This window comes from Pseudomonas sp. B21-009 (assembly GCF_024749345.1).
GTDB lineage: Bacteria > Pseudomonadota > Gammaproteobacteria > Pseudomonadales > Pseudomonadaceae > Aquipseudomonas.
Genome location: NZ_CP087199.1, coordinates 5,027,349 through 5,043,688, shown reverse-complemented (window position 1 = coordinate 5,043,688; position 16,340 = coordinate 5,027,349). Strand labels below are relative to the sequence as shown.

Sequence of the window (16,340 nt, the reverse complement as noted above, 5' to 3'; positions counted from 1 at the left end):
CAGCGGTGAAAAAGGCAGTTGACAGCGGTTTGAAACGCTGTAGAATTCGCCTCCCGCTACGAGAGATCGCAGCGAGTCAAGTGTTTGAAGTGAAACGAAAAACTTCAAAATAAACGCTTGACAGGATCTGAGGAAAGCGTAGAATGCGCGCCTCGGTTGAGACGAAAAGCTCTTAACCAACCGCTCTTTAACAACTGAATCAAGCAATTCGTGTGGGTGCTTGTGAGCTCAGACTGATAGTCAAAAAGATTATCAGCATCACAAGTGGCTACACGAAAATCGAAAGATTTGAAAGTAAGTCATTTGAGATTGCTGAGCCAAGTTTAGGGTTTTCTCAAAACCCAAGCAGTATTGAACTGAAGAGTTTGATCATGGCTCAGATTGAACGCTGGCGGCAGGCCTAACACATGCAAGTCGAGCGGATGAGAAGAGCTTGCTCTTCGATTCAGCGGCGGACGGGTGAGTAATACCTAGGAATCTGCCTGGTAGTGGGGGACAACGTTTCGAAAGGAACGCTAATACCGCATACGTCCTACGGGAGAAAGCAGGGGACCTTCGGGCCTTGCGCTATCAGATGAGCCTAGGTCGGATTAGCTAGTTGGTGAGGTAATGGCTCACCAAGGCGACGATCCGTAACTGGTCTGAGAGGATGATCAGTCACACTGGAACTGAGACACGGTCCAGACTCCTACGGGAGGCAGCAGTGGGGAATATTGGACAATGGGCGAAAGCCTGATCCAGCCATGCCGCGTGTGTGAAGAAGGTCTTCGGATTGTAAAGCACTTTAAGTTGGGAGGAAGGGTACTTACCTAATACGTGAGTATTTTGACGTTACCGACAGAATAAGCACCGGCTAACTCTGTGCCAGCAGCCGCGGTAATACAGAGGGTGCAAGCGTTAATCGGAATTACTGGGCGTAAAGCGCGCGTAGGTGGTTTGTTAAGTTGGATGTGAAATCCCCGGGCTCAACCTGGGAACTGCATCCAAAACTGGCAAGCTAGAGTAGGGCAGAGGGTGGTGGAATTTCCTGTGTAGCGGTGAAATGCGTAGATATAGGAAGGAACACCAGTGGCGAAGGCGACCACCTGGGCTCATACTGACACTGAGGTGCGAAAGCGTGGGGAGCAAACAGGATTAGATACCCTGGTAGTCCACGCCGTAAACGATGTCAACTAGCCGTTGGAATCCTTGAGATTTTAGTGGCGCAGCTAACGCATTAAGTTGACCGCCTGGGGAGTACGGCCGCAAGGTTAAAACTCAAATGAATTGACGGGGGCCCGCACAAGCGGTGGAGCATGTGGTTTAATTCGAAGCAACGCGAAGAACCTTACCAGGCCTTGACATGCAGAGAACTTTCCAGAGATGGATTGGTGCCTTCGGGAACTCTGACACAGGTGCTGCATGGCTGTCGTCAGCTCGTGTCGTGAGATGTTGGGTTAAGTCCCGTAACGAGCGCAACCCTTGTCCTTAGTTACCAGCACGTTATGGTGGGCACTCTAAGGAGACTGCCGGTGACAAACCGGAGGAAGGTGGGGATGACGTCAAGTCATCATGGCCCTTACGGCCTGGGCTACACACGTGCTACAATGGTCGGTACAGAGGGTTGCCAAGCCGCGAGGTGGAGCTAATCTCACAAAACCGATCGTAGTCCGGATCGCAGTCTGCAACTCGACTGCGTGAAGTCGGAATCGCTAGTAATCGCGAATCAGAATGTCGCGGTGAATACGTTCCCGGGCCTTGTACACACCGCCCGTCACACCATGGGAGTGGGTTGCACCAGAAGTAGCTAGTCTAACCTTCGGGAGGACGGTTACCACGGTGTGATTCATGACTGGGGTGAAGTCGTAACAAGGTAGCCGTAGGGGAACCTGCGGCTGGATCACCTCCTTAATCGACAGACATCAGCTGTCTTATGAGCTCCCACACGAATTGCTTGATTCATTGAAGAAGACGATAGAAGCAGCTTTAAGCTCCAAGCTGATAGCTCCAAGCTAACAGTTACGCGCTCGAAATTGGGTCTGTAGCTCAGTTGGTTAGAGCGCACCCCTGATAAGGGTGAGGTCGGCAGTTCGAATCTGCCCAGACCCACCAATTTTGTTATGGGGCCATAGCTCAGCTGGGAGAGCGCCTGCCTTGCACGCAGGAGGTCAGCGGTTCGATCCCGCTTGGCTCCACCATTAATACTGCTTCGTAAAGCTTAGAAATGAGCATTCGCATCGAATGTTGATTTCTGAACTTTTTCAGAATCGTTCTTTAAAAATTTGGGTATGTGATAGAAAGATAGACTGGACAGCACTTTCACTGGTGTGTGTTCAGGCTAAGGTAAAATTTGTGAGTAATTACAAGTTTTCGGCGAATGTTGTCTTCACAGTATAACCAGATTGCTTGGGGTTATATGGTCAAGTGAAGAAGCGCATACGGTGGATGCCTTGGCAGTCAGAGGCGATGAAAGACGTGGTAGCCTGCGATAAGCTTCGGGGAGTCGGCAAACAGACTTTGATCCGGAGATCTCTGAATGGGGGAACCCACTCAGCATAAGCTGAGTATCTTGTACTGAATACATAGGTGCAAGAGGCGAACCAGGGGAACTGAAACATCTAAGTACCCTGAGGAAAAGAAATCAACCGAGATTCCCTTAGTAGTGGCGAGCGAACGGGGACTAGCCCTTAAGTGGCTTTGAGATTAGCGGAACGCTCTGGAAAGTGCGGCCATAGTGGGTGATAGCCCTGTACGCGAAAATCTCTTAGTCATGAAATCGAGTAGGACGGAGCACGAGAAACTTTGTCTGAATATGGGGGGACCATCCTCCAAGGCTAAATACTACTGACTGACCGATAGTGAACCAGTACCGTGAGGGAAAGGCGAAAAGAACCCCGGAGAGGGGAGTGAAATAGATCCTGAAACCGTATGCGTACAAGCAGTGGGAGCCTACTTTGTTAGGTGACTGCGTACCTTTTGTATAATGGGTCAGCGACTTATATTCAGTGGCGAGCTTAACCGAATAGGGGAGGCGTAGCGAAAGCGAGTCTTAATAGGGCGTTTAGTCGCTGGGTATAGACCCGAAACCGGGCGATCTATCCATGGGCAGGTTGAAGGTTAGGTAACACTGACTGGAGGACCGAACCGACTACCGTTGAAAAGTTAGCGGATGACCTGTGGATCGGAGTGAAAGGCTAATCAAGCTCGGAGATAGCTGGTTCTCCTCGAAAGCTATTTAGGTAGCGCCTCATGTATCACTGTAGGGGGTAGAGCACTGTTTCGGCTAGGGGGTCATCCCGACTTACCAAACCGATGCAAACTCCGAATACCTACAAGTGCCGAGCATGGGAGACACACGGCGGGTGCTAACGTCCGTCGTGAAAAGGGAAACAACCCAGACCGTCAGCTAAGGTCCCAAAGTTATGGTTAAGTGGGAAACGATGTGGGAAGGCTTAGACAGCTAGGAGGTTGGCTTAGAAGCAGCCACCCTTTAAAGAAAGCGTAATAGCTCACTAGTCGAGTCGGCCTGCGCGGAAGATGTAACGGGGCTCAAACCATACACCGAAGCTACGGGTATCACTTAGGTGATGCGGTAGAGGAGCGTTCTGTAAGCCTGTGAAGGTGAGTTGAGAAGCTTGCTGGAGGTATCAGAAGTGCGAATGCTGACATGAGTAACGACAATGGGAGTGAAAAACTCCCACGCCGAAAGACCAAGGTTTCCTGCGCAACGTTAATCGACGCAGGGTTAGTCGGTCCCTAAGGCGAGGCTGAAAAGCGTAGTCGATGGAAAACAGGTTAATATTCCTGTACTTCTGGTTATTGCGATGGAGGGACGGAGAAGGCTAGGCCAGCTTGGCGTTGGTTGTCCAAGTTTAAGGTGGTAGGCTGAGATCTTAGGTAAATCCGGGATCTTAAGGCCGAGAGCTGATGACGAGTTGCCATTAGGCGACGAAGTGGTTGATGCCATGCTTCCAAGAAAAGCTTCTAAGCTTCAGATAACCAGGAACCGTACCCCAAACCGACACAGGTGGTTGGGTAGAGAATACCAAGGCGCTTGAGAGAACTCGGGTGAAGGAACTAGGCAAAATGGCACCGTAACTTCGGGAGAAGGTGCGCCGGTGAGGGTGAAGGACTTGCTCCGTAAGCCCATGCCGGTCGAAGATACCAGGCCGCTGCGACTGTTTATTAAAAACACAGCACTCTGCAAACACGAAAGTGGACGTATAGGGTGTGACGCCTGCCCGGTGCCGGAAGGTTAATTGATGGGGTTAGCTAACGCGAAGCTCTTGATCGAAGCCCCGGTAAACGGCGGCCGTAACTATAACGGTCCTAAGGTAGCGAAATTCCTTGTCGGGTAAGTTCCGACCTGCACGAATGGCGTAACGATGGCGGCGCTGTCTCCACCCGAGACTCAGTGAAATTGAAATCGCTGTGAAGATGCAGTGTATCCGCGGCTAGACGGAAAGACCCCGTGAACCTTTACTATAGCTTTGCACTGGACTTTGAATTTGCTTGTGTAGGATAGGTGGGAGGCTTTGAAGCGTGGACGCCAGTTCGCGTGGAGCCATCCTTGAAATACCACCCTGGCAACTTTGAGGTTCTAACTCAGGTCCGTTATCCGGATCGAGGACAGTGTATGGTGGGTAGTTTGACTGGGGCGGTCTCCTCCTAAAGAGTAACGGAGGAGTACGAAGGTGCGCTCAGACCGGTCGGAAATCGGTCGTAGAGTATAAAGGCAAAAGCGCGCTTGACTGCGAGACAGACACGTCGAGCAGGTACGAAAGTAGGTCTTAGTGATCCGGTGGTTCTGTATGGAAGGGCCATCGCTCAACGGATAAAAGGTACTCCGGGGATAACAGGCTGATACCGCCCAAGAGTTCATATCGACGGCGGTGTTTGGCACCTCGATGTCGGCTCATCACATCCTGGGGCTGAAGCCGGTCCCAAGGGTATGGCTGTTCGCCATTTAAAGTGGTACGCGAGCTGGGTTTAGAACGTCGTGAGACAGTTCGGTCCCTATCTGCCGTGGACGTTTGAGATTTGAGAGGGGCTGCTCCTAGTACGAGAGGACCGGAGTGGACGAACCTCTGGTGTTCCGGTTGTCACGCCAGTGGCATTGCCGGGTAGCTATGTTCGGAAGAGATAACCGCTGAAAGCATCTAAGCGGGAAACTTGCCTCAAGATGAGATCTCACTGGAGCCTTGAGCTCCCTGAAGGGCCGTCGAAGACTACGACGTTGATAGGTTGGGTGTGTAAGCGCTGTGAGGCGTTGAGCTAACCAATACTAATTGCCCGTGAGGCTTGACCATATAACACCCAAGCAATTTGAGCGAAAGCCAGATTGCGGTGTTGTGAAGACTGCACAGCCGAAGATTTGTAACTCACAAACATCACATACCCGATTCGCTGGAGTGTCTAACAAGACCTTCTGGCAACAGAATTTCTTGACGACCATAGAGCATTGGAACCACCTGATCCCATCCCGAACTCAGCAGTGAAACGATGCATCGCCGATGGTAGTGTGGGGTTTCCCCATGTGAGAGTAGGTCATCGTCAAGATTAAATTCCGAAACCCCTATCTGCATATGCAGGTAGGGGTTTTGTCTTTCTGGCGTCTGTGGGAACGGCGGTGCGACGCCTCGACTTGCCCCGCGATGCGATGTGGCTGACAGAAGGGTATCGCGGGGCAAGCCCGCTCCGACATCGGTTAGAATAGCGCCCTCGCGTTGACTCAGAAGTTCACTATGTCAGAACCTGCCGACCCCCATCAGCTCGCCGACTTGCCCCTGGAAGACCTGGTGGCCTGTCACGAATGCGACCTGCTGATGCGCAAGCCTGTGCTCAAGCAAGACGAAAAGGCCCACTGCCCGCGCTGTGGCTACGAGCTCTACGCCCATCGACACAATGTGGTCCAGCGCAGCCTGGCCCTGGTGCTGGCCGCCTTGCTGCTTTACGTACCGGCCAACTTCCTGCCGATCATGCAACTGCACCTGCTGGGGCAAACCTCCAACGATACGGTCTGGAGCGGCGTGGTCGGGCTGTACAACACCGGTATGCGCGGCGTAGCGGTGGTGGTGTTTCTCTGCAGCATGGCGATTCCCTTGCTCAAACTGTTGTGCCAGCTGGCAGTGCTATTGAGCATTCGCCTGAACGTTGGTCGCAGTTACGGTTTGTTGCTTTATCGGATTTATCACCATCTACGCGATTGGGGCATGCTCGAGGTCTATTTCATGGGCGTGCTGGTGGCGATGGTCAAGCTGGTCGACCTGGCTGAGCTCAGCCTCGGCCTGGGCCTGGCCTGCTTTATCAGTTTGTTGTTGGTGCAGGTGTGGCTGGAGGTGGTGATGTCGCCCCACCAGATATGGAGTGCTTTATCGGGGGAAGACCTGCATGCGTGCGATTGATGCCGGGATTCTGGTTTGTGGCGAATGTCATGAACTGAATCGCCAGGAGCCGGACAGTGACGCGCAAACCTGCACCCGCTGTGGTGCGGTGGTGCACGCCCGGCGGCCAAACAGCCTGGTGCGAACCTGGGCGTTGCTGATTACTTCGGCAATCTTGTACATCCCGGCCAACGTGTTGCCGATCATGACCGTCAGCGCTCTGGGGCAGGGTAGCCCGGACACAATAATGTCCGGCGTCATCACCCTGATGAAGCACGGCATGCTGCCGATCGCCGCAGTGGTGTTCATCGCCAGTATTCTGGTGCCGACTTTCAAGCTGGTCGGCATTGCCCTGCTGCTCTATTCGGTGCAGCGCCACCAACCGTTGTCGGCCCGGCAACGGATCCTGATGTACCGCTTCATCGAATTCATCGGACGCTGGTCGATGCTGGATATTTTCGTGATCGCCATTCTGGTGGCGGTGGTGAATTTCGGCAGGATCGCCAGTGTCGAAGCCAATCTGGGCGCCGTCGCCTTCGCCAGTGTGGTGATTCTGACGATGCTCGCTGCAGTAACCTTCGATCCCCGACTGATTTGGGATAACACGGAGTCGGATGACGACCATGAGTGATTTGCCTACGGCTAAAACCCGCCCAGCTTCGAACTGGTCGGCTATATGGATATTGCCCCTGATCGCCCTGGTGATCGGTGGCTGGCTTGGCTGGCAGGCCTATCGCGAGTCAGGTGTGAACATCCAGGTCCGCTTTGAGAGCGGTGAAGGTATCGTTGCCAACAAGACCGAAGTGGTCTTCAAGGGTATGTCGGTCGGTAAGGTGAAAGAGCTGGTGCTGGATGCCAAGGGCAGCAACACCGGGGTCATCGCCACCATCGAAATGAACAAGGAGGCCGAGCCGCACCTGAACACCGGTACGCGCTTCTGGCTGGTCAAACCGAGCGTTAGCCTGGCCGGGATCACCGGCCTGGAAACCCTGGTATCGGGCAACTACATCGCCGTCAGCCCGGGGCAGGGCGAGCCGACCAAGCGCTTCAAGGCACTGGATGAAGCGCCGCCGTTGTCCGACAGCGAGCCGGGCCTGCACCTGACCCTCAAGGCCGACCGTCTGGGTTCGCTCAACCGCGACAGCCCGGTGTTCTACAAGCAGATCCAGGTTGGCCGGGTGAAGAGCTATCGCCTCGCCGAAGACCAGGGCACGGTCGAGATCAAGGTGTTCATCGAGCCGGCCTACGCCGACCTGGTGCGCAAACATACGCGCTTCTGGAATGCCAGCGGCATCAGCATCGACGCCAACCTCTCCGGGGTGAAGGTACGCAGCGAGTCGCTGGCCAGCATCGTCGCCGGCGGTATTGCCTTCGCCACCCCCGAGCACCGCAAGGACAGCCCGCCCACCGATCCGAACCTGCCGTTTCGCTTGTACGAAGACTTTGATGCGGCCCAGGCCGGGATTCGCGTCAAGGTCAAGCTGAGCGACTTCGAGGGCCTGCAGGCCGGGCGTACCCCGGTGATGTACAAAGGCATCCAGGTCGGCTCGCTGAAGACCCTCAAGGTCGATCCCGACCTGGCCAGTGCCATGGCCGAGCTGACCCTCGATCCGCTGGCCGAAGACTACCTGGTCGACGGTACGCAGTTCTGGGTGGTCAAGCCATCGATCTCCCTCGCCGGTATTACCGGCCTTGAGGCGTTGGTCAAGGGTAACTACATTGCCATCCGCCCGGGCGACAAGGGCGCGACGCCGCAGCGCGAGTTCGAGGCGCGGGCCAAGGCACCGCCGCTGGACCTCAAGGCGCCCGGCCTGCACCTGGTGCTGTACAGCGACAACCTTGGCTCACTGGAGGTCGGCAGCCCGATCCTCTACCGCCAGGTCAAGGTCGGTACGGTGCAGAGCTACCAGTTCTCGAAGAAGAGCAAGCGCCTGCTGATCGGTGTGCATATCGAGAAAGAGTACGCCGGCCTGGTCAACGGTTCGACGCGCTTCTGGAATGCCAGCGGCATTACCCTGAGTGGCGGCCTGTCGGGCATCCAGATCAAGAGTGAATCGCTGCAGAGCCTGATGGCTGGCGGTATCGCTTTCGACACACCTATCCCGAATGTGAAGCTCAAGCGCCGCATTCCGTTCTTCCGCCTCAATGAAAGCCAGGAAGCGGCCAACCGCAGCGGTACCACGGTGACCATCCGCGTCGATCGCGCAGACGGCCTCAAGGTTGGCACGCCGGTTCGCTTCAAGGGCCTGGATGTCGGCAAAGTCGAACAGGTCGACCTGACCAATGATTTGCAGGCGGTGCTACTCAAGGCGCGGATCACCGAAGTGCCGGAGCGTATCGCCCGCGAAGGTACGCAGTTCTGGGTGGTCAAGCCGGCCCTGGGCATCGTCAAGACCGCCAACCTGGAAACCCTGGTCACTGGCCAGTACCTGGAAGTGCAGCCGGCAGTCAGAAGTACCGGGCCGCAGCTCAACTTCAATGCCTTGCCTCAGGCGCCGGATTTCTCTGGGCGCGAAGCTGGCCTGTCGCTGGTGCTCAGTGCTGCGCGGCGGGGTTCGATCAAGCCGGGCGTACCGGTTACCTACCGCGAGATTCCGGTAGGCAAGGTCACCGGATTTGAATTGGGCCAGACCGCCGACCGGGTACTGATCCATATCCTGATCGAGCCCAGGTATGCAGCGTTGGTGCGTGGCGGTAGCCGTTTCTGGAACAGCAGCGGCTTCGGCTTCGATATCGGCCTGTTCAAGGGCGCGACGGTGCGTACCGAGTCGCTGGAGACCCTGATAGAAGGCGGCATCGCCTTCGCCACGCCAGACGGCGAGAAGATGGGCAATCCGGCGCGGCCGCAGCAGACCTTCGCCCTGTTCGACAAGGCCGAGGATGAATGGCTGCAGTGGGCACCGAAGATTCAGATTGGTAAGTAGTCGCTAGCCATCGCGGGTCAATCCCGCTCCTACACAAACCTGTAGGAGCGGGATTGGCCCGCGATGCTTTTCTGCCCGCAACCCAAATCACAGGCAATAAAAAACCGACCCTAGGGTCGGTTTTTCAACAAGCATGTCGCTTAGGCAGCTGCAGCTTCTTTCAGCGCCTTGATGTGGCCATTCAGACGGCCTTTATGGCGAGCAGCCTTGTTCTTGTGGATGATACCTTTATCGGCCATACGGTCGATAACTGGAACAGCCAGAGTGTAAGCAGCTTGCGCTTTTTCGGCGTCTTTTGCGTCGATGGCTTTAACTACATTCTTGATGTAGGTACGAACCATGGAACGCAGGCTGGCGTTGTGGCTGCGACGCTTCTCAGCCTGTTTTGCACGTTTTTTGGCGGAAGGTGAGTTGGCCACCGTCGAGCTCCTCGAAAGACTTGGTAAATAGCAAACAAAATAGGCCGCGAATCATGCCGATGAGTTGATCGGTTGTCAAGGGCACTTGCATGGTTCCGCTGAGTGGTCGTTCTGTACAAGGGAGTGATTCCCTTCTGCGGTACGACCTGTAAACTCGGGAGCTTTTGCTCTGCTTGCGTTGCGGCGCGGAGTATCGCACAACTGGGCGCGTTGCGGCACAGCCCTTTATCCTCAGGCGTGAAAAACTTTCGATGAATCTTCTTAAATCCCTGGCCGCGGTCAGCTCCATCACCATGATCTCGCGGGTGCTGGGCTTCGTCCGCGACACCATCCTGGCGCGGGTATTCGGTGCCGGCGTGGCCACAGACGCCTTCTTCATTGCCTTCAAGCTGCCCAACCTGCTGCGGCGCATCTTTGCCGAAGGCGCGTTTTCCCAGGCGTTCGTGCCGATTCTGGCCGAATACAAGACCCAGCAAGGCGAGGAGGCCACCCGCACCTTCATCGCCTATGTCAGTGGCCTGCTGACCCTGGTGCTGGCCCTGGTCACCGCCCTGGGTATCCTCGCCGCGCCCTGGGTGGTGTGGGTAACAGCCCCAGGCTTTGTCGACAGCACTGAAAAATACCAGCTGACCACCGACCTGCTGCGGGTGACCTTTCCTTATATATTGCTGATCTCGCTGTCATCGCTGGCCGGCGCCATCCTCAATACCTGGAACCGCTTTTCGGTGCCGGCCTTCGTGCCGACCCTGCTCAACGTGGCGATGATCGGCTTTACCCTGTTCCTCACGCCATATTTCGACCCGCCGATCATGGCCCTGGCCTGGGGCGTGCTGGCTGGCGGCCTGGCGCAGCTTCTGTACCAGCTGCCGCACCTGAAGAAGATCGGCATGCTCGTGCTGCCGCGCCTGAACCTGCGCGACAGCGGTGTATGGCGAGTGCTCAAGCAGATGCTGCCGGCGATCCTCGGGGTTTCGGTAAGCCAGATCTCGCTGATCATCAACACCATCTTCGCCTCGTTCCTGGTCGCAGGTTCGGTGTCGTGGATGTACTACGCCGACCGCCTGATGGAGCTGCCTTCCGGAGTGCTGGGTGTAGCCCTGGGTACTATCCTGCTGCCCACCCTGGCCAAGACCTACGCCAACCGCGACCGGCACGAATACTCGCGGATCCTCGACTGGGGCCTGCGCCTGTGCTTTTTGCTGGTGCTGCCGTGCACCCTGGCCATGGCGATCCTGGCCGAGCCGCTGACCGTGGCGTTGTTCCAGTACGGTAAATTCAGCGCCTTCGATGCGGCCATGACCCAGCGTGCGCTGATTGCCTATTCCCTCGGGCTGCTGGCGATTATCCTGGTCAAGGTCCTGGCCCCTGGCTTCTACGCCCAGCAGAACATTCGTACTCCAGTGAAGATCGCCATCTTCACCCTGGTCTGCACCCAGCTGTTCAACCTGGCCTTCATCAGCCACCTGCAGCACGCCGGCCTGGCCCTGGCCATCAGCCTCGGCGCCTGCCTGAACGCCGGCCTGCTGTACTGGAAGCTACGCCAGCAGCAGTTGTTCCAGCCACAACCGGGCTGGGCCAAGTTCCTCGCCAAGCTGGTGGTGGCAGTGCTGCTGATGTCGGCGGTGTTGCTGGTGGGCATGCACTACATGCCGGCCTGGGCCGAAGGGCAGATGCTTGAGCGCTTTCTGCGCCTTGGCGCGCTGATCCTGGCCGGAGTCGTGACCTATTTCGGCTGTCTGCTGCTGTTCGGATTCCGCCCGCGTGACTTCGCCCGCAAGGCGTTGCATTAAGGCGTAACGGCGGTCAGACGTCGGTTTTACACATTCCACGCCACGGGGTGACGCTGCTGCCTGTCGTCAGCGCCCGGGTGTGGTTATAATCGACCACTTTATGAGCAAGAAGCGCGTTATGCAGCTGGTTCGAGGCCTCCACAACCTGCGCCCCCAGCACCGGGGCTGTGTCGCCACTATTGGCAACTTCGACGGTGTTCACCGCGGCCACCAGGCAATCCTGGCGCGCCTGCGTGAGCGAGCGGACGAGTTGGGCGTGCCCAGCTGCGTGGTGATTTTCGAGCCACAGCCGCGTGAATACTTTGCCCCCGACACTGCGCCCGCACGCCTGGCGCGCCTGCGCGACAAGGTCGCCCTGCTGGCCGCCGCCGGTGTCGACCGGGTGCTGTGCCTGGCGTTCAACCAGCGCCTGAGCAAGCTCAGCGCCGCCGAGTTCGTCGACACCATCCTGGTCGATGGCCTGGGCGTGAAGCACCTGGAAGTGGGCGACGATTTCCGCTTTGGCTGCGACCGGGTTGGCGACTTCGACTTCCTCGAGCAGGCCGGTATCCTTCAGGGCTTTACCGTCGAAGCGGCGCAAACCGTCGAACTCGATGGCCTGCGGGTCAGCAGCACGCAAGTGCGCGATGCCCTGGCCAATGCCGATTTCGCCCTGGCCGAGCGTTTGCTGGGGCGGCCGTTCCGCATCCGCGGGCGCGTGCTGCACGGGCAGAAGCTGGCCCGCCAGCTGGGTACCCCGACAGCCAACATCCAGCTCAAGCGCCATCGGGTACCGCTTACCGGGGTTTACCTGGTCAGCGTCGAGGTCGATGGCAAGAACTGGCCGGGCGTCGCCAACATTGGTGTACGGCCCACCGTTTCAGGTGATGGCAAAGCCCACCTGGAAGTACATCTTCTGGATTTTGCCGGCGATCTCTATGGCCGGCGTCTGACGGTGGAATTCCACCACAAGCTGCGTGAAGAGCAGCGATTCGCCTCCCTGGAGGCGCTGAAGTCGGCGATCGATGCGGATATCGCCGCCGCACGTGCCCATTGGCACGGTCAACCGCTAACGAAGAGCCTGAAATGACCGACTATAAAGCCACGCTAAACCTTCCGGACACCGCCTTCCCGATGAAGGCCGGCCTGCCACAGCGCGAACCGCAGATCCTGCAGCGCTGGGACAGCATTGGCCTGTACCAGAAGCTGCGCGAAATTGGCAAGGATCGTCCGAAGTTCGTGCTGCACGACGGCCCGCCCTACGCCAACGGCAAGATCCACATCGGTCATGCGCTGAACAAGATTCTCAAGGACATGATTGTCCGCTCCAAGACCCTGTCCGGTTTCGACGCCCCGTACGTCCCGGGCTGGGACTGCCATGGCCTGCCGATCGAGCACAAGGTCGAAGTGACCCACGGCAAGCACCTGAGCGCCGACCAGACCCGCGAGCTGTGCCGCGCCTACGCCGCCGAGCAGATCGAAGGGCAGAAGACCGAGTTCATCCGCCTGGGTGTGCTGGGCGACTGGGAAAACCCGTACAAGACCATGAACTTCACCAACGAAGCCGGTGAGATCCGCGCGCTGGCCGAAATGGTCAAGCACGGCTTCGTGTTCAAGGGCCTGAAACCGGTCAACTGGTGTTTCGATTGCGGTTCGGCCCTGGCCGAAGCCGAGGTCGAGTACGCCGATAAAAAATCGCAGACCATCGACGTCGCCTTCCCGGTGGTCGATGAGGCCAAGCTGGCCGCCGCGTTCGGCCTGGCTTCGCTGGCCAGGCCTGCTTCGATTGTGATCTGGACCACCACGCCGTGGACCATCCCGGCCAACCAGGCGCTGAACGTCCACCCGGAGTTCAAGTACGCTCTGGTCGATACCGGCGACAAGCTGCTGGTGCTGGCCGAAGAGCTGGTCGAGTCGTGCCTGAAGCGTTATGCGCTGGAAGGTTCGGTGATCGCCACCGCGCCAGGCTCGGCGCTTGAGCTGATCAACTTCCGTCACCCGTTCTACGATCGCCTGTCGCCGGTATACCTGGCCGACTACGTCGAGCTGGGCGCCGGTACCGGTGTGGTGCACTCCGCGCCAGCCTACGGTGAAGACGACTTCGTCACCTGCAAACGCTACGGCATGGTCAACGACGACATCCTCACCCCGGTGCAGAGCAACGGCGTGTACGTGCCGTCGCTGGAGTTCTTCGGCGGCCAGTTCATCTGGAAGGCCAACCCGGCCATCGTCGAAAAACTCTCGGAAGTCGGTGCGCTGATGCACACCGAAACCATCAGCCACAGCTACATGCACTGCTGGCGCCACAAGACCCCGCTGATCTATCGCGCCACCGCGCAATGGTTCGTCGGCATGGACAAGCAGCCCGACAACGGCGAAACCCTGCGCAAGCGTGCGGTCAAGGCCATCGAAGAGACCAAGTTCGTCCCGGCCTGGGGCCAGGCGCGCCTGCACTCGATGATCGCCAACCGTCCGGACTGGTGCATCTCGCGTCAGCGCAACTGGGGCGTACCGATCCCGTTCTTCCTCAACAAGCAGTCCGGCGAGCTGCACCCGCGCACCGTCGAGCTGATGGAAGAAGTGGCCAAGCGTGTCGAGAAAGAAGGCATCGAAGCCTGGTTCAAGCTCGACGCCGCCGAACTGCTCGGTGACGAGGCCGGCCAGTACGACAAGATCGCCGACACCCTCGACGTCTGGTTCGACTCCGGTACCACCCACTGGCACGTGCTGCGTGGCTCGCACAGCATCGGCCACGAAACCGGCCCGCGCGCCGACCTGTACCTGGAAGGTTCCGACCAGCACCGCGGCTGGTTCCATTCCTCGCTGCTGACCGGTTGTGCCATCGACAACCACGCACCGTACCGCGAGCTGCTGACGCACGGCTTCACCGTCGACGAGAACGGTCGCAAGATGTCCAAGTCGCTGGGTAACACCATCGAGCCGCAGAAGGTCAACGACACCCTGGGTGCCGACATCCTGCGCCTGTGGGTTTCGGCCACCGACTACTCCGGCGAGATGGCGGTTTCCGAGCAGATCCTGCAGCGCAGTGCCGACGCCTACCGGCGTATCCGCAACACCGCGCGCTTCCTGCTCTCCAACCTGTCCGGCTTCGACCCGGCCCGCGACCTGCTGCCGGCCGAAGACATGCTGGCGCTGGACCGCTGGGCGGTCGACCGTACCCTGCTGCTGCAGCGCGAGCTGGAAGAGCACTACGGCGAATACCGCTTCTGGAACGTCTACTCGAAGATCCACAACTTCTGCGTGCAGGAGCTGGGCGGCTTCTACCTGGACATCATCAAGGACCGTCAGTACACCACTGGCGCCAACAGTGTTGCCCGTCGTTCCTGCCAGACCGCGCTGTACCACATCAGCGAAGCGCTGGTGCGCTGGATCGCGCCGATCCTGGCGTTCACCGCCGACGAGCTGTGGCAGTACCTGCCGGGCGAGCGCAACGAGTCGGTGATGCTCAACACCTGGTATGAAGGCCTGAGCGAGCTGCCGGAAGGCTTCGAGCTGGGTCGCGCCTACTGGGAGCGGATCATGGCCGCCAAAACCGCGGTCAACAAGGAACTGGAAAACCAGCGTGCGGCCAAGGCCATCGGTGGCAACCTGCAAGCCGAAGTCACCCTGTTCGCCGACGACGCCCTGAGCGCCGACCTGAACAAGCTGGGCGACGAGCTGCGCTTCGTGCTGATCACCTCGGCGGCCAGCGTTGCGCCATTCGCCCAGGCGCCAGCCGATGCGGTCGAGACCGAAGTCCCGGGCCTGAAGCTGAAAGTGGTCAAGTCCGGCCACGCCAAGTGCGGCCGTTGCTGGCACTTCCGCGCGGACGTCGGCGCGAACCCGGAGCACCCGGAAATCTGCGCCCGTTGCGCCGACAACATCGGCGGCAAAGGCGAGGTGCGCCACTATGCCTAACCCTGGTGTGGGGCGCTTCGGGCGCCTCAGCTGGCTGTGGCTGAGCGTGCTGGTCCTGGTCCTCGACCAGGCCAGCAAGTTCTACTTCGAGGGCGCGCTGAGCCTGTACCAGCAGATCGTGGTCATTCCCGACTACTTCAGCTGGACCCTGGCCTACAACACCGGTGCCGCCTTCAGCTTCCTGGCTGACAGCTCCGGCTGGCAGCGCTGGCTGTTCGCCCTGATCGCCATAGTGGTCAGTGCCGTGCTGGTGGTCTGGCTCAAGCGCCTGGGGCGCAACGAGACCTGGCTGGCCGTCGCCCTGGCACTGGTGCTGGGGGGGGCGCTGGGCAACCTGTACGACCGCATCGTGCTCGGCCACGTAGTCGACTTCATCCTCGTGCACTGGCAGAACCGCTGGTACTTCCCGGCCTTCAACCTGGCCGACAGCGCCATTACCGTGGGTGCGGTGATGCTGGCGCTGGATATGTTCAAGAGCAAAAAGTCCGGAGAACCCGTCCATGACTGAGACCCGTATCGGCCAGAACACCGAAGTGACCCTGCACTTCGCACTGCACCTGGAAAACGGTGACACCGTCGACAGCACCTTCGACAAGGCGCCGGCGGTGTTCAAGGTCGGCGACGGCAACCTGCTGCCGGGCTTCGAAGCGGCGCTGTTCGGCTTCAAGAGCGGCGACAAGCGCACCGTGACCGTCAACCCGGAAAACGCCTTCGGCCAGCCAAACCCACAGAACGTGCAGGTCATGCCGCGTTCGCAGTTCCAGGACATGGAGTTGTCCGAGGGCCTGCTGGTGATCTTCAACGACGCCGCCAACGCCGAATTGCCCGGTGTGGTGAAAGCCTTCGATGATGCCCAGGTGACCATCGACTTCAACCATCCGCTGGCCGGCAAGACCCTGAACTTCGAGGTGGAAATCCTCGCGGTCAAGGCCCTGTGAGCCTGGAGCC

Annotated in this window: 9 protein-coding genes, 2 tRNA genes and 3 rRNA genes; 13 read left to right on the top strand and 1 reads right to left on the bottom strand. The window is 58.4% G+C overall.

Going from position 1 to position 16,340, the window contains the following annotated elements; translation table 11 throughout:
• Nucleotides 1-353: 353 nt before the first annotated feature.
• The 8 genes from LOY34_RS23265 (at nt 354) to LOY34_RS23230 (ending at nt 9,286) form a co-directional block, all read left to right on the top strand.
• Nucleotides 354-1,890 (top strand): 16S ribosomal RNA (locus LOY34_RS23265).
• Nucleotides 1,891-2,014: 124 nt separating this feature from the next.
• A tRNA-Ile gene (locus LOY34_RS23260) sits at nt 2,015-2,091 on the top strand.
• A 10-nt stretch (nt 2,092-2,101) separates the two neighbouring features.
• Nucleotides 2,102-2,177: transfer RNA gene (locus LOY34_RS23255), tRNA-Ala, on the top strand.
• A 220-nt stretch (nt 2,178-2,397) separates the two neighbouring features.
• Nucleotides 2,398-5,288, top strand: a 23S ribosomal RNA gene (locus LOY34_RS23250).
• A 134-nt stretch (nt 5,289-5,422) separates the two neighbouring features.
• Nucleotides 5,423-5,538, top strand: a 5S ribosomal RNA gene (rrf, locus tag LOY34_RS23245).
• The 16S, 23S and 5S rRNA genes sit together here with 2 tRNA genes alongside, the layout of an rRNA operon.
• Nucleotides 5,539-5,723: 185 nt before the next feature.
• The gene (locus LOY34_RS23240) at nt 5,724-6,383 is read left to right on the top strand and encodes a paraquat-inducible protein A (protein WP_045200780.1); all 660 of its coding nucleotides are present in this window, start codon (nt 5,724-5,726) and stop codon (nt 6,381-6,383) included.
• The gene (locus tag LOY34_RS23235) at nt 6,370-6,993 is read left to right on the top strand and encodes a paraquat-inducible protein A (RefSeq protein WP_010220589.1); all 624 of its coding nucleotides are present in this window, start codon (nt 6,370-6,372) and stop codon (nt 6,991-6,993) included. Before LOY34_RS23240 ends, LOY34_RS23235 begins: the two co-directional genes overlap by 14 nt.
• On the top strand, nt 6,986-9,286 hold the full coding sequence (locus LOY34_RS23230) for a PqiB family protein (protein ID WP_195885051.1): 2,301 nt from the start codon (nt 6,986-6,988) through the stop codon (nt 9,284-9,286). The genes LOY34_RS23235 and LOY34_RS23230 overlap by 8 nt, the downstream gene beginning before the upstream one ends.
• 140 nt (nt 9,287-9,426) lie before the next feature.
• Here LOY34_RS23230 and rpsT read toward each other — a convergent pair whose 3' ends face one another.
• Nucleotides 9,427-9,705, bottom strand: a complete 279-nt coding sequence (gene rpsT / locus LOY34_RS23225; RefSeq protein ID WP_010220592.1) for a 30S ribosomal protein S20 — start codon at nt 9,703-9,705, stop codon at nt 9,427-9,429.
• A gap of 251 nt (nt 9,706-9,956) precedes the next feature.
• On the opposite strand from rpsT, the gene murJ reads away from it, so the two are divergent.
• The 5 genes from murJ (at nt 9,957) to fkpB (ending at nt 16,330) form a co-directional block, all read left to right on the top strand.
• The gene (gene murJ / locus LOY34_RS23220; protein WP_045200785.1) at nt 9,957-11,495 is read left to right on the top strand and encodes a murein biosynthesis integral membrane protein MurJ; all 1,539 of its coding nucleotides are present in this window, start codon (nt 9,957-9,959) and stop codon (nt 11,493-11,495) included.
• 118 nt (nt 11,496-11,613) lie between these two features.
• A complete protein-coding gene (ribF, locus tag LOY34_RS23215; protein WP_045200788.1) occupies nt 11,614-12,564 on the top strand; it encodes a bifunctional riboflavin kinase/FAD synthetase in 951 nt (316 codons plus the stop codon).
• Nucleotides 12,561-15,392, top strand: a complete 2,832-nt coding sequence (ileS, locus tag LOY34_RS23210) for an isoleucine--tRNA ligase (RefSeq protein WP_258664058.1) — start codon at nt 12,561-12,563, stop codon at nt 15,390-15,392. The genes ribF and ileS overlap by 4 nt, the downstream gene beginning before the upstream one ends.
• Nucleotides 15,385-15,900 carry a signal peptidase II gene (gene lspA / locus LOY34_RS23205; protein WP_045200792.1) on the top strand — a complete coding sequence of 172 codons (516 nt, stop codon included), beginning with the start codon at nt 15,385-15,387 and terminating at the stop codon, nt 15,898-15,900. The genes ileS and lspA overlap by 8 nt, the downstream gene beginning before the upstream one ends.
• Nucleotides 15,893-16,330: an FKBP-type peptidyl-prolyl cis-trans isomerase gene (gene fkpB / locus LOY34_RS23200; protein ID WP_045200794.1), complete on the top strand. Its 438-nt coding sequence runs from the start codon at nt 15,893-15,895 to the stop codon at nt 16,328-16,330. Before lspA ends, fkpB begins: the two co-directional genes overlap by 8 nt.
• The last annotated feature ends 10 nt before the right edge of the window (nt 16,331-16,340 follow it).